The organism is Eremococcus coleocola DSM 15696 (assembly GCF_000428865.1).
GTDB classification, from domain to species: Bacteria; Bacillota; Bacilli; order Lactobacillales; family Aerococcaceae; genus Eremococcus; species Eremococcus coleocola.
Genome location: NZ_AUAT01000032.1, coordinates 1 through 14,211 on the forward strand (window position 1 = coordinate 1; position 14,211 = coordinate 14,211).

Annotated in this window: 14 protein-coding genes and 2 tRNA genes; 12 read left to right on the forward strand and 4 right to left on the reverse strand. The window is 39.5% G+C overall.

Going from position 1 to position 14,211, the window contains the following annotated elements; all coding sequences use genetic code 11:
* Positions 1-110: IS3 family transposase (locus G396_RS10535; RefSeq protein WP_034907867.1), on the forward strand; the 110-nt coding region annotated here is incomplete at its 5' end.
* Positions 111-204: 94 nt separating this feature from the next.
* On the opposite strand, the gene G396_RS0107800 is transcribed toward G396_RS10535, so the two are convergent.
* Positions 205-1,137 carry a magnesium transporter CorA family protein gene (locus tag G396_RS0107800; protein WP_155857437.1) on the reverse strand — a complete coding sequence of 311 codons (933 nt, stop codon included), beginning with the start codon at positions 1,135-1,137 and terminating at the stop codon, positions 205-207.
* A 191-nt stretch (positions 1,138-1,328) separates the two neighbouring features.
* Positions 1,329-2,597, reverse strand: a complete 1,269-nt coding sequence (locus G396_RS0107805; RefSeq protein ID WP_028125622.1) for a BaiN/RdsA family NAD(P)/FAD-dependent oxidoreductase — start codon at positions 2,595-2,597, stop codon at positions 1,329-1,331.
* A gap of 106 nt (positions 2,598-2,703) precedes the next feature.
* Between G396_RS0107805 and G396_RS0107810 the strand changes: the two genes are divergently transcribed.
* The 6 genes from G396_RS0107810 to G396_RS0107830 all read left to right on the forward strand — a co-directional run bounded on the left by G396_RS0107810 (position 2,704) and on the right by G396_RS0107830 (position 8,279).
* Positions 2,704-3,393 carry a response regulator transcription factor gene (locus G396_RS0107810; RefSeq protein ID WP_028125623.1) on the forward strand — a complete coding sequence of 230 codons (690 nt, stop codon included), beginning with the start codon at positions 2,704-2,706 and terminating at the stop codon, positions 3,391-3,393.
* 3 nt (positions 3,394-3,396) lie between these two features.
* Positions 3,397-3,657 (forward strand): hypothetical protein, encoded by a 261-nt coding sequence (locus G396_RS11030; protein ID WP_051221227.1) that lies wholly within the window; start codon positions 3,397-3,399, stop codon positions 3,655-3,657.
* Between the two features lie 24 nt (positions 3,658-3,681).
* Complete coding sequence (locus G396_RS10540; protein ID WP_051221230.1) at positions 3,682-4,302, forward strand: sensor histidine kinase; 621 nt, start codon at positions 3,682-3,684, stop codon at positions 4,300-4,302.
* A 90-nt stretch (positions 4,303-4,392) separates the two neighbouring features.
* The gene (locus tag G396_RS0107820; RefSeq protein ID WP_028125624.1) at positions 4,393-5,133 is read left to right on the forward strand and encodes an ABC transporter ATP-binding protein; all 741 of its coding nucleotides are present in this window, start codon (positions 4,393-4,395) and stop codon (positions 5,131-5,133) included.
* A gap of 12 nt (positions 5,134-5,145) precedes the next feature.
* Positions 5,146-7,125 carry an FtsX-like permease family protein gene (locus G396_RS0107825; protein ID WP_028125625.1) on the forward strand — a complete coding sequence of 660 codons (1,980 nt, stop codon included), beginning with the start codon at positions 5,146-5,148 and terminating at the stop codon, positions 7,123-7,125.
* Between the two features lie 269 nt (positions 7,126-7,394).
* On the forward strand, positions 7,395-8,279 hold the full coding sequence (locus G396_RS0107830) for a fructose bisphosphate aldolase (protein WP_028125626.1): 885 nt from the start codon (positions 7,395-7,397) through the stop codon (positions 8,277-8,279).
* A gap of 158 nt (positions 8,280-8,437) precedes the next feature.
* Here G396_RS0107830 and G396_RS0107835 read toward each other — a convergent pair whose 3' ends face one another.
* On the reverse strand, positions 8,438-8,707 hold the full coding sequence (locus G396_RS0107835) for a hypothetical protein (protein ID WP_028125627.1): 270 nt from the start codon (positions 8,705-8,707) through the stop codon (positions 8,438-8,440).
* Between the two features lie 147 nt (positions 8,708-8,854).
* Between G396_RS0107835 and G396_RS0107840 the strand changes: the two genes are divergently transcribed.
* The 3 genes from G396_RS0107840 (at position 8,855) to G396_RS0107850 (ending at position 11,145) form a co-directional block, all read left to right on the forward strand.
* A tRNA-Ala gene (locus G396_RS0107840) sits at positions 8,855-8,927 on the forward strand.
* 175 nt (positions 8,928-9,102) lie between these two features.
* Positions 9,103-9,176 (forward strand) — tRNA-Arg (locus G396_RS0107845).
* An 808-nt stretch (positions 9,177-9,984) separates the two neighbouring features.
* A complete protein-coding gene (locus tag G396_RS0107850; protein ID WP_028125628.1) occupies positions 9,985-11,145 on the forward strand; it encodes an MPN domain-containing protein in 1,161 nt (386 codons plus the stop codon).
* Between the two features lie 152 nt (positions 11,146-11,297).
* On the opposite strand, the gene G396_RS0107855 is transcribed toward G396_RS0107850, so the two are convergent.
* Entirely contained in the window at positions 11,298-12,032 is a 735-nt protein-coding gene (locus G396_RS0107855; RefSeq protein WP_028125629.1) for an alpha/beta hydrolase, read from the reverse strand.
* A gap of 112 nt (positions 12,033-12,144) precedes the next feature.
* Here G396_RS0107855 and G396_RS0107860 point away from each other — a divergent pair, with 112 nt between their 5' ends.
* Together G396_RS0107860 and nagA are read left to right on the forward strand one after the other, a co-directional pair.
* On the forward strand, positions 12,145-12,504 hold the full coding sequence (locus G396_RS0107860) for a YccF domain-containing protein (RefSeq protein WP_028125630.1): 360 nt from the start codon (positions 12,145-12,147) through the stop codon (positions 12,502-12,504).
* Between the two features lie 353 nt (positions 12,505-12,857).
* A complete protein-coding gene (gene nagA, locus G396_RS0107865; RefSeq protein WP_051221232.1) occupies positions 12,858-14,009 on the forward strand; it encodes an N-acetylglucosamine-6-phosphate deacetylase in 1,152 nt (383 codons plus the stop codon).
* The last annotated feature ends 202 nt before the right edge of the window (positions 14,010-14,211 follow it).

Consider the following 14,211-nt stretch of genomic DNA (forward strand, 5'->3'; position numbering starts at 1 on the left):
AATTGAAACAAACAATCGAAGACTATATTAAATATTACAACAATGAACGTATCAAGAAAAAACTGGACTTTATGAGCCCAGTAGAATATCGCATGAAATATGCAGCATAAAAGAATAAAAAATATCCAGAACACGTAAAAATGTGTCCTGGATAAAAGTCCAACTTTTGAGGGTCACCTCATAGAACTCGTCTTTTTTATTATATTAATCTTTATCATTAGGAAAAATTTGTTGTAAGACTTTTTCTACGATAAACCAAATGGCGGCTGAGAAAATAATGATCCCAATCCAGGCTTCATTTTCCTTGGTAAAGGGAAGGGGCACATTCATACCAAAGAAACCAGTGATGACTGCAAGAATCCCTAATAGGATAGAAACAATATTTAAATAGGTTAAGTTATCGTTCAAATTATTATTCAAGACATTATTATAAGTGCCGGAGAGTTGTTGGAGGATTTGGGAAGTTAGATGGGTCATTTCATACAACTGGTTGGCTTCAATGATGGCATCGTCTAAGTCATCTCTTTCCTCATCATTGAGGCGACGGTATATAGCATGGGCCCGCAATTGTTCTAGCATGGTCCGATTTTGACTGGCAGCTGAAACGAGGTAGACATTACCGGTCTCTAAGTCAGAGAGATCTAGTAAATGTTTTTTGGTGGTTTTTTGCCGAAGGATTGAATTCAATTTGTCCTTATCACGGTCAATTTCTTCCATAATCGGGAAAAATCGTTCGGAGAATAAAGACAGAGAGCCAAATAAGAAAGAAAAAATCGAAGCATCTGGATAGCGTTTCAAGTATGCTTCCATCATATTTAAGATATAGCGATTCTCCTGATTAACAATAGTTATTAATCGATGTTTTTGGCTAACAAAGGTCACCGGAATAGTTTCATAGTGGTTGTCTTCTTTTTCTAATTTAAGCACGTTAAAAATCAAAAGTAGGGTCTTATTGGCGGCATCATAGTCGATATGGGCCCGTTCATTTTTATCCAAGGCGTATTCCATTATTTCTGAGTCCAGATCAAATTGATCGTATAGTTGGGTATGGTCCTGGCCTCGGTCCGTCTCAATCACAATCCAGTAATCCCGTTCATTCATTTGGATGCGGTTAATCATCCGCTCACCTACTTTCATGCTTCTTATTATAAGAATATATTCTCTTTCTGTCAGTAAAAAAGCTTTTACTGGGGATTATAGATTAGGGAAGTTAAGCTCATGGCTTCGCTTAACTACTGGGGCTCTATGTCGCTGTGCTCCGAGAGTCCCAGCAAGAGTCCCAGTAGCTGAGTGAACTTATGCACTCAGCTTTCGCTTTAAGCTTCATTTTAGTACTCATAAGCTGCCCAAGCGGCGTGTCGGCCAGCGATAGTGCCGGTAATAAAGGCGGCCGAAATATTGTAACCGCCAGTGTAGCCATTAATATCCATAAACTCACCGCAAAAATATAAACCGTCTAGTAATTTTGAAGCCATGGAATCGGGTTGAATTTCGGAAGTTTTAACGCCGCCACCCGTAACAAAGCCTTTTTCAATAGGGTCAGTTTTATAAGCCGAAATTGGGAAGGCCTTAACCAATTGGAAAAGTGAGTTTACTTCTTGGTGGCTTAGTTGCTTGTAGGCCAAACTTGGATTTAATGGGATTTTGCTTAACAAGACTCTGGCTAAAGCTTGGGGCATCCAAGCCTTAATAATGGTCAGGACTTGTTTATCCCGTTGGCCTTCGGCTTGGTCGCGCAGTTGGTCCTGATTCAATTCTGGGTGCAAATCAATGGTCATGTTAGCTGTGTCTGCCCCCGTCTCATGCAAAAATTGATTGATATGGCCAGAAGTTCGGAGTATGGCAGGGCCGGAATAACCAAAGTGGGTGAAGAGCATATCCATAGTATGTTGGCAAATAGCTTTATGGTTTAAGTCCCAAAGAGTGACCGTCACTTCACGTAAGGCGACGCCTTTAAGTGACCCCTCTTGAATAATGTCATCTTTAGAATAGAGCGGGGCTTCGGTGGGATAAAGTCGACTAATGGAGTGACCTGCAGCTTTAGCCCAGGCATAACCATCGCCGGTGGCACCAGTTCCAGGATAGGCTCGACCGCCACAAGCTAAAATCAATGACTTACAGTAATAGTCATGACCAGACTTGCAGTGGACGCCCTGAATTTTATTAGTCGCTCGGTCAATCAGTAGGGATTCCACCGGTTCCTTGGTTTGAATGGTGACCCCTAATTCTAAGCAGATGTCTAAGAGGGCATCACGGATGGTGGCGGACCGGTCAGTGATAGGAAACATACGGCCATGGTCTTCTTCTTTTAATTGCACGTTATGGTCAGCAAAAAAATTAACAATATCTTCCTGGTCAAATTGCGACAAGGCGGAATAAAGAAACTTACCATTTCCGGGAATATGCTTGATCAGTTCTTCTTGGCTGGTCCGGTTGGTGACGTTACACCGACCGCCGCCGGATAATAAAAGTTTTTTGCCGAGGATCCGGTTTTTCTCTAAGATTAACACTGAGGCTCCTTGTTGGGCCGCATTAATGGCTGCCATAAGGCCCGAAGACCCACCGCCTACCACAATCACTTGATATGTTTCCGCCATGTAATTTCCCACTTTCTTCTTTCTTTCTCTTAGTGTAGCATAGACCTAGATACTTGAGTATAGACTTAAATTAAACATGACAACTTTCAGTTAAGGAGGTTATCCCATGAAAGTGTTAATTATTGAAGATGATGTTGTGATTGCCCAAGCCTTGGCGGACTATTTGGCTAAATGGCAACTAGAAGCAGTTATTTTAAAAGATTTCCGTCAGGTGCTTGAAGAAGTTCAAAGCCAACAACCGCATTTAATCCTCTTAGATATTAATCTACCTTATTTTAATGGATATCATTGGTGTTCTGAAATCCGTAAATTCTCCCAAGTACCGATTATCTTTATTTCTTCTATGAATGACAAGATGGACATGATTATGGCCATGCAATTGGGGGGCGATGACTTTATTAGTAAGCCCTTGGATATGACTTTGACTTTATCCAAGATTCAAGCACTCTTGCGGCGGTCCTATGAATTTACCGAACCCCAAGTGGCAGCCCTGAACCGTTTAACTTATGAGGATTTAGTTTTAGACCGACTCCAAGCTAAACTACTATACCAAGGCCATGATATAGACTTAACCCACACCGAATTACAAATTCTCCAGGTCTTGTTTCAAGCCCAACCGGCCTTTGCCAGTCGTCAAGCTATTCTCGATGCTTGTTGGCAGAATGATCAATTTATTGATGATAATACCTTGGCTGTTAATATGACACGGATCCGCAAGAAATTACGGCCTTATGCTTTGGATACTTGGCTACAAACTAAGAAAAATCATGGCTATGCCTTACGTAAGGAGGCGTAGCTGATGATTGTTTTTCTCTGGAAGCAAAAACGGAGTCAACATGCTTTTTTTGTCACCCTTATTTTACTCTTAATCATTATCTTTTACTTATATGATTTGGACCGGGCAGTCCTACAATTATGTTTGGGCTTATTTTTGCTAGTTTATCTGATCTACTTAGTCCTACAAAGTATGGATTACCGTAAGGATCAGGTCACTAAGCAAGAATTTATCCAGCTTCAAAGTGAATTTCAAGCCTACCGCAATCAACAAATCCAAAGTTAGAATGACTTGGAAGATTATTTCTTGATGTGGGTCCATCAAATCAAGACTCCGATTGCCGCTAGTCATATGTTGTTAGACCAAAGTTCGAATGAGAATTCTGGTCTTAAAAAGCAACTGATTCAAATTGAAAATTATGCCAATATGGCCATGAACTATTTGAAGTTAAATGACCCTAGTCGGGATATGGATTTGAGTCCGGTTAAAGTCGATGACTTAGTTCGCCCTTTGCTTAAACGGTATCGTCTCCACTTTATTGAAAAAAATATTAAGTTGGCCTATCAAGTCAGTGACCAGATGGTGGTGACTGAGGCTAAATTAGCGGGCCTTATGATTGAGCAAATTCTAAATAATGCGCTAAAGTATAGCCAAGGAGGGCAGATTTCTATTTTTTTTGATGCGACCAGCCAAGTATTAAGTATTAAAGACCAGGGTCCGGGGATTCCGAGTCAGGACCTGCCTAAGATTTTTGATCGGGGCTATTCAGGTTTTAATGGCAAGTTGGAAGAGAAATCTTCCGGACTAGGCCTTTACCTAGTGGCATTAATTGCTAAACGTTTGGGCCACCAGGTAACGGTTGAGTCTGAGTTGGGCCAGGGTAGCCAATTTAATCTTTCTTTTAAGGCGGCTAATCTTTCAATTATGTAAGTTTAGCGGCTTTTTTGTTAGATTAGATAAAGGAAGCTAAGCCCTAAACCTCTTATACTAAGCTTACGCAAGTTTAAAGGAGGAAGTATAATGTTATTAGAAGTTAAACACGTTAAAAAAATATATCAAAGTGGTCCTAGTCAAACGATTGCCTTACGGGATGTTGATTTTTCCTTAGATAAGGGCGAATATGTTGCGATTATGGGGGAATCAGGTTCAGGTAAATCAACCCTCTTAAATTTATTAGCGACGTTTGACCAAGCTAGTCAAGGTTCTATTCATTTAGCTGGTCAAGATTTAGCCAAAATTAAAGCGGATAAAGTAGCCCAATTCCGCCGGGATATGATTGGTTTTGTTTTTCAAGATTTTAATGTCCTCGATCATTTATCTAATCGGGATAACATTCTCATTCCCTTGGTCTTGAATAACCAAAAGGTAGCCCAAATGGAAGCTCGCTTAAATGAATTGGCACCACTCTTAGGGATTGAAGCCTTATTAGATAAATATCCTTACCAAGTGTCCGGCGGCCAACGGCAACGAATTGCCATTGCGCGGGCCTTGGTGGCTCAACCGGATATTGTCTTAGCCGATGAACCTACTGGGGCCTTGGATTCCAAGTCCTCTCGCCAAATTTTAGACCTATTTATCCGCTTGAATGAAATGGGGCATACTCTTTTGATGGTGACCCACTCATCTGCTGCGGCAGCAACAGCTAACCGGGTCCTTTTTATTAAGGATGGGATTATCTTCCATGAACTATACCGAGGGCAAGCAACCGAGGCGGACTTCCAAGACCGGATTAACCATGCCCTAGCTGTCTTGGCGAAGTAGGGGGTGGACAAGATGACTTATCGTTTATTGTTTAAATTAGCTAAGGAAACCCTTGCTAAACAAAAACAGATTTACATACCATATTTATTAGCTATTTCGGTCATGATGGCCATGCAATATATCATGATGTCTTTGATTAATAATGCCTATATTCAATCTAAACGGGCCGAAGTGACCACCTTGGTGGTGATGGCTGTCTTTTTCTCAGGAATTTTATCGGTGATTTTTATTCTCTATGCCAATCAGTTTATCTTTAAACAACGGCGCAAGGAATTTGCCTTGTACCAAGTCCTAGGTATGGAAAAGAAACATATTGGCCGTTTGATTCTTTTTGAAAATTTAATGGCCAGTCTAATAACTAGTGTGACGGCTATTTGTTTAGGTTATGGCCTCGGTCATTTACTCTTTATGGCCTTGAACCGTTTGATGCGTGATACCGGAGCTACAGTTATGGATTATCCTTTTGATTCTTGGGCGGCCTTGCTGACCTTTGCTGTAATAGTTGTCGTTTTCCTATTTTTAACCTTATTGAATCACTGGTTTTTAAGTCGCGTGCAGGTGGCTGATTTAATGCATACCGCCAATGCAGGTGAAGGCGAGCCCAAGAGCCGCTGGATTATTTTAGTGGTGGGTGTCGTCACATTGCTAGCTGGTTATTACTTAGCTTTGGTGACGGAAGGATTTATGTCTTCTCTTTTAATTTTCTTTATCGCTATCTTTTTGGTGATGTTTGCGACCTTTGCTTTGATGGTTTCCTTATCAATTATTATTCTTAAGGCCTTGAAAGCTAAGAAAAATTATTACTATGATGCTAAACACTTTTTCTCTGTCTCAGGTTTATTGGCCCGCATGAAGTCAAATGTTGTTTCTTTAGCTGGTCTAGCGGTCCTTTGTACCGGCATCATCCTGACCTTTGGGACCAGCCTAACCCTCTATTTGGGGATGGATCACCAGGTCCAACGGTCTATGGCGCGCGATTATTCGATTAAATTTTTAGATCGTGGGGCTGATGCTAGTACTAGTCTTCCTGACCAGCAAGACAAAGTAGCGGAACAATTACTTGCCAGTAAAGACCTGAATGATTTAATCAAAGGTCAATCCTTATTTTTGACTATGCTTAATCAAGACGGTGCTTTGATACCCTTAGACCAAGGGACTTCGACCCCTAATAACTATTCGTATGTCGTTGTTGAATTGGTGGATAATTATAATAAAGTTCATGGAACGGATTATCACCTAGAGGGCCATCAAGCCTTGTTTACCTCAAGTCTTAGTCGTTTCCAAAATCAAAAACAATTAAAGCTAGCTGATCAGACTTTTGATTTAAAACACTTAACAATAGATGATATTCCTACTAATTTGGTGGGCAATATTTTCTATTTAGTGGTGGCAGGACCAGACCAATTAAAGCAAATCCAATCGGTCGTGACAGATTTAGATTTAGAAGGAAAGCCGGTCAAAGCGCCCATTAAATATTCACTTGATTTTAATTTAGGGCAAGATCAAGACTTCAATGAAGCTGACCTAGAAGCTTTACAAGGGCCTGAAACTAATCTAGTCTTAACTAAGCGTAAAGAATTATCGCAAGAAATCTATGGCTACTATGGTGGCTTCTTATTTTTGGGGATTGTTGTGGGTATCGTCTTGTTTGTTTGCATTACCTTGATGCTTTATTTCAAACAGTTATCAGAGGGCTTAGACGATCGGGCTAAGTATCAAACGATGAAACAGGTCGGTTTATCCCAAAGTCTAATTAAACAAACCATTCATCAACAAGTCCTTTGGATTTTCTCCTTGCCCTTAGTCGTGGCCCTAATTCATGCCTTGGTCGCGCATAAAATTATGTTCGAGTTGTTATCATTATTTGCTATCCGCAACCAAAAACTATTTTTATTAGGCTACGGCTCAGTCTTCATAGGCTTCATCTTAGTCTATTATATTATCTACAAATTAACCTCTAGTGTGTATTATCGGATGATCAACCAAGAATAATTATAAGACCCAATTTAGCTGCCGCTAGGTTGGGTCTTTTATAGTTCGAATTATTAAAGAATTTCTTTGAATCCCTGATTTTATTATGAAAAGTGAACTCAATGATTTGAGTTCACCGCTAAAAAAACAATAGAAAGATCATCTGTTCAAACAAATTTTTATTGCATTTGCCGCAACCTGTGCTATTCTATAAATAGCTTAAAATTTGTTTAACCATATTTTAGGTAACTAAGCAATTTTGAGCAATTTAAGAAAAAGGAAGGTTTTGGATGAATAAAGAACAATTGGATTTAATGAAAAATGGTCAAGGGTTTATTGCAGCATTAGATCAATCAGGCGGCTCAACCCCTAAAGCCTTAGTCCAATATGGAATTTGTGAAGATGCATATGATAATGATCAAGCAATGTTTGATCTAGTCCATGAAATGCGGACGCGAATTATGACTTCGCCAAGTTTTACAGGCGAAAAAATCTTGGGGGCCATTCTTTTTGAACAAACCATGGACCGTAAAGTCGACGGTCAATATACCGCAGACTATTTATGGTCTAAACATATTATTCCATTTGTAAAAGTTGACCAAGGCTTGGCCAAGCAAGAAAATGGCGTACAACTAATGAAGCCTTTGGATAAATTACCAGACCTATTAAAACGCGCCAATGAACGTGGTATTTTTGGGACCAAAATGCGGTCAAATATTCTTGAATTGAATGAAAAAGGGATTGCCGCTGTTGTTGAACAACAATTCCAAGTAGCTAAGGAAATCTTAGCAGCTGGCTTAATGCCAATTATTGAACCTGAGGTCAATATTCATGCTGTGGATAAAGAAGCTATTGAAGAAGTCCTTAAAAAAGAATTGTTACGGGGTCTTGAAAGCTTAGGTGAGGGGCAACAAGTTATGTTTAAGTTAACTATCCCAAGTAAAGCCAATCTTTACCAAGAATTAGTCAACCATCCTAAAGTGGTTCGCGTGGTTGCCTTATCAGGTGGTTATCCAGTTGACCAAGCTAATGAATTATTAGCCCAAAATCATGGTATCATTGCATCATTTTCAAGAGCTTTGGTCCAAGATTTAAATGTTGAACAATCTGATAAGGAATTTAATGAAAGCCTAGGTCAGGCAATCGAATCAATCTATCAAGCTTCAATTAAATAATTGAGTAGCCATTCTTTCTAAACAAAATTCTCTCAAAAACTCTAAATCTATATAAAAAATAATCCTCTAACCCCTTAGCTGCAACTATTGGTTAGGGGATTTTGGTATTAAAATAGCTACCGAGTATTCCGGAGCAAGCAAATGATAGGTAAGGAATTTTATTCCCAGATTACTTCGTAATAGTCCATGTGCTCTTTAAGTTTTAGGGGATAGTTGGACCGATAGTAACTACATTGGGCATCTTGTTCTAAATATAGATAAAAGTCTTTGGGATAGATGGATAAAATTTTGGAATAGGTATTACTTTGATCGATGATAATCGATTTAATTTCCTCATCGGATTGGAACCAATCTGTAGATAAATGGAAATAGCCACCGGGTGCAATTTTGGTTTCATATTTAAGAATTGAAAGAATATCATGCTTCATTTGATTACCACCCCTTATTTATTTAAGTTAAATAAATTATAGCATAAAAGCGCTTTCTTTTGTATTAGCATTATGAAAGTACGATAAAAATATGCAAAATTCTCTTGACCCTTTTTGAAAATTTGGGTAAAATAAATTTTGTTGTCTGGGGGCGTAGCTCAGTTGGGAGAGCGCAACACTGGCAGTGTTGAGGTCGTCGGTTCGAGACCGATCGTCTCCATTTATAGATTGTTAGTGGTTTCTAACAAGCTCTGAAGCTTGTTATGAAGCTATTTTTATTTTTTGACCAATTTCCAGTGAATGCCATAAATTACCCTAAATGGCAGTCATTCTTGAGGAGATTATCTTGACGTCATGACAAATCACTCAAAAAGGTATACAATGATTATTAAGTTGTCCTCGTAGCTCAGCTGGATAGAGCGTTTGCCTCCTAAGCGAAAGGCCGGCAGTTCGAATCTGCCCGGGGACGTATTAATATAAAAAGGGACTGGGCAAAAAGCCCAGTCCCTTTTTATTAAACTAAAAACCAGATATTTTAGCCCAGTAGTTTGCTGTGGTTCTTAGAGTGAAACGACTTAGAACTACTGTAGTTAAGCAAAGTGATGAGCTTAACGTTTATGTTGCAAAACGACTTGTTCCATCCTAGTCAAGAGTGCACTGGGCGGGGAATCAAGGCAGCTGAGCTCTAGGTGATAAGGAAGCTGAGTGCGGAGGTGCACTCAGCTATTGAAAAAGTAAGTCGTTCCACTCCAACTTTTTCAACAAGCTACTGGATCACTTACTGGGGCGCTTGGAATGAAACAACTTAGCGCCCCAGTAGTTGAGTGAAAATATGAGCTCAACTACATTTATCCGAGTGCTCCAGCAAGCGAAAATCACAGATTCTCTACTTCTTGTCCGCTCCCTTTTATTTTTGCCATTATATATGCTTGATCATGCTGTATTAATGAGCTTGTTCTTATCAGCTCATAGTCAAAAAAATTAATTTGTAAAAATAAAAACAAAGTGTCAGACTTTTTCTATTCACTTGTTGCACCAAGATAGACCGCTTATTTTAGGAATTAAATCACAATAGAATTGAATATATTTTGCTAAAATTTCGTTTTTATATTGAAAACCTATAATTAAACTGATATATTTAAATTGTGATAATTCAACTCTGGTTTAAATCAACCTAGATCACATTTGTCGTTTTATCTTTGCACTGAAGTTTTTGTATATTGTGTCACTGTTTTGTTTTTAGCGATTGAATATATTTAACTTGAGGAAGTGATGATATGAAAAAATGGTTAAAAGGTCTCTTGGTGTTAGGTAGTTTGTGTCATGGCTTTGGAACGGTTCTTGTCTCAGCTGAAAATAAAGTTTCTTTAGAGGAATTTATTGAAAATGCTAGTCAATTGGATGAGGAAGAAAAAATTGCTGAGGAGGGACGACTCTGGTCAACCTTTAATGTAGATATTCCTGAGGAGGGTGAACTTAAAGGAACGGCAAATGTTGGTGGAGCAATTATCTTTGATCCTAACCAGCTAGAACCTACCCAATTAGCTGGGATGCTAGATTGTCAGGTTAGTGGAAGCTTGCTTGACCAAATGTTTCCTGAGGCTGACGAAACTGATGAACACCTAGTCTATAATATCTATGTAAAAGATCAGATTGGTTATGTAAAAGAAAATGATACCTGGCATGTTGAAGCCATCGAAGATGACATGGACGAAATGGCCAAGGATATAAAAGAATTTCTGGCTAACCGCCACCAATATCTACCTAAAATTAACTCTGATTGGCTGCCTTTTATTGAAACGTATTTTGATTATAGCAATGATGGAAACCAAGCAAGGATTGTACTAAAGAAAGATCGAGACGGTCAACAACTCCTGAATGATTTGAAGCCCTTAATTGATTATGATAAGTTGATAAAAGATGGTTTAGACCAATATCTAGCTGACCAAGCTAGCTTAGACGGTTCGAATAATGCCGCAGAGGCATCTGAACTATATAAAGAAATGGTTGACCGGGTTCTAGTTTACATTATTGATCGGGTCAATGACTTCCAAATGACTTTTGATGCTAAAACCTATCGTTTATTATCGGTTAATTCTGATTTTAAATTTGAGGATGATAGTCTGCGTCAATTATTTGCTGAAGTAATTCAAGCTAGCATGGAAGCGGAAGAACGATTATCAGGCTCATCAGGAAGTAGTAGTCAAGGAGAGTCTGAAGCCAGTGGTCTTGCAGCAGTTGAAAGACAGATGGAAATGATTCGAGCCATGATACCTGAAATTAATATTAATTTGCAAGCGGGGTATGAAGCATTAGCGACTGGTGAAGATGTTAAGATCGAACTACCAAGTGATGGACCAACCTATGACCCAGACGCTGAATCTAGTTCAGACATGGAAACCAGTTCAGAAAATGAATCAGTTTTTGAATCTGAGTAGCTCATCTTAATAATAGACAAAAAATGGAGCTGGGTAAAAAAGTCCAGCTCCATATTATTTATAATAGGATACTATCTTGCTTAGATAAAAGAATAAAATTCAAGTCACCCGCTTGCTTCATTTTCCCTGAAAAATTATCTACTTAATCAGTCTTAGTCAAATGCTTGACTGAGGATTTTAACCACTTGCTCTTGTTGGACTTTGGGTGTAATTGTAGCTTGGCCATCGCCTTTTTGCGGACCATAATTACCAAAACCGGCATGATTCCCGCCTTTAATCCTTATATAGGAGATGTTTTTGGGGAGGCGGTGTTTGCCATCTTCATAAGCATCTTTTTTAATAATTTGGTCTTGGTCGCCAACAAGGGACCAGACAGGAAACTGAGCTTGGGCTAGGTTCGTCTTGTGACTAGGGTAAGCAGCTAATAAGAGCAGGCCAGCTACAGTTCCTTTTTTCAAGCTTAAAGAATTTTGTGCCGCCATGACGCCACCAAGGGAGTGACCAGCTAAGATGACTTGACTCAAGTGTTTGTCTTCAATTAACTTGATTGCTGCCTGGGATTCCAAGATAGGTAGGTCAAGATTGGTTTTAAGTAAATAAGTGTCAAACCCAGCCTGAGCCAATTGGAGTGCCAGTTGGCCGTAGGCCTGACTATCAACTAAAGCACCATTATAGAAGACAACCGTTTGGAGACGTTTCTTCTCTGGATTAGCTGGGAAGTAGAAGGCTTGGTCTTGATTTTGGACCTGCTTAGCGGCGGTGATTTGCTGCAAGCTTTCTTGGTTAGCGGGGTAAGCTTGACTCTTTAAAAAGGCTAGGCCGCCTCCAATGATCAGGGCTAGGATAATTAAAAGAGATAAAAGAATTTTTTGATATTTTTTATGCATATGATAGGTCCTTTCTGAGCTTTAGTATAGCATAGAAATCAGACCTAAGACCTTGGTGGTGCACTCTGACCTAGGGTATATTAAAATAAAGTAAAAAGAAAGAAGGATTCTTATGACATTTCTAGGAAATTTAATTTGGCTGGTCTTTGGTGGTCTACTCTCAGCCATGGCTTGGTTTTTTGTGGGCTGTGTTTGGTGTCTCACGATTATTGGGATTCCCATAGGACGGCAGTGTTTTAAGATTGCTCATCTCACACTGGCCCCCTTTGGTAAAGATATCATGCAATCCACAGATAGCGGGTCTCTCTTATTGAACTTGATCTGGATTATCTTTGGGGGCGCAGAATTGGCAGTGAGCCACCTCATATTAGGCTTAATTTTGTGTATGACAATTATTGGGATTCCTTTCGGTAAGCAGCATTTTAAGTTAGCTATCTTATCCTTGATGCCGATTGGAACGCGGATTTATTAGTCGCCAGCTTAGGAATCCTTTCAAAATAAATAAGTCTTTAAAAAGCTTAGCATTTTGTTCTAGGATTTTTTTGTGGTGTTTTGGCCCAAGTGACTTGCTTTATTCTAATAACCGTAGGAGGCCTAGATCCTTAAATCAAAACCTCTCTTGTTTAGACTTACCCCGTAAATTAAAAGCAATCAGGGATAATAAACCTAACTTCAATTGACGCCATCTAAAAAAAGATTTATCCTAAATGTACACTTAAACTACCTCTGATTGATAGGGATAAAGAATTTTCTAGGGGATAGTTTAGGGGTTCATTGTAGTAGTAAGTCTTGTTAAACTAATATGATAGAAAAGAAGGGATTTCATTGACAAAATATATCCATGCTAAAGCCATCGTACTAGATACTGAAACGGTTGAAAATGCCTATCTAGCCATAACTGACCAAGGCCTCTTTGGTGAGATTGTAAAAGATCTTCCTGCAGGAGGAGAAGTGATCGATTACAGTGACTACACCCTCGCACCTGGCTTGGTTGATACTCATATTCATGGCTATAAATCCCATGATGTGATGGACAACGACTTTGAGGGGATTAAAGTGATGTCAGAAGGCCTACTAGCCTGTGGGGTTACTTCATGGTTGCCCACGACCTTAACCGATTCGGTAGAAAACTTGAATGCAGTATGTAAGACCATTGGCGATCATTATCAAGAAGTAACCGGCGCCAAAATCCGTGGTATTTTCTTAGAAGGACCTTACTTTACTGAAAAACACAAGGGGGCCCAAAATCCTAAATACATGGGGGATCCTTCTATTGATCAATTAGACCAATGGAATGACTTATCAGGTGACCTAGTTAATAAAATAGCGATTGCGCCAGAACGTAAGGGCGTGACTGACTTTATTAAATTTGCCTCAAGTAAGGATATCCGCACTGCTTTAGCTCATAGTGATGCTACTTTTGACCAAGCTAAAGCGGCTGTTGATGCGGGTGCCAATATCTTTATCCATACTTTTAATGGCATGTCTGGCTTGCACCACCGTGAACCCGGTATGGTTGGGGCAGCCCTAACGCTGAAAGATGTTTTTGCTGAGTTGATTTGTGACGGACACCATGTTCATCCCGTTGCGGCTGATATTGTGATGAAAACTCGGGGTACGGATGAAACGGTCTTAATCACTGACTGTATGCGGGCTGGTGGCTTGGGTGAGGGGCCATCCCGTCTAGGTGAGTTTGAAGTTGAAGTTAAAGATGGAGCAGCACGCTTAAAAGAATCAGGTAACCTAGCGGGTTCAATCTTAGAATTAATCCAAGCGGTGCAAAATGTGGTCGCCTGGGAAATAGCTTCCTTACCCGATGCTTTGAGAATGGCTTCCTTAAATCCAGCCAAATCAGTTAATATTGATAATGTATGTGGACGGATTAAAGCAGGTTATGCAGCTGATTTTATTTTAGTTGATGATCAAGGCCACTTGCAGGCTACCTACTTGGATGGTCAAGAACGATTCCACGCCTAAGTAATTTTCTTCATATAAATAGCAAATCAGAACCCCAAAAATTGTGTACTGACCCCCTAAAGTTGGACCAAAAAATCCAACTTTAGGGGGTCTTTGTATGGCTAAATATAGCTTAGAATTCAAAATGAAAGTCGTCGCAGAATATCTTTCGGATACGATTGGATACAAACCGTTAGCTAAAAAATACAACATGAAGGATACT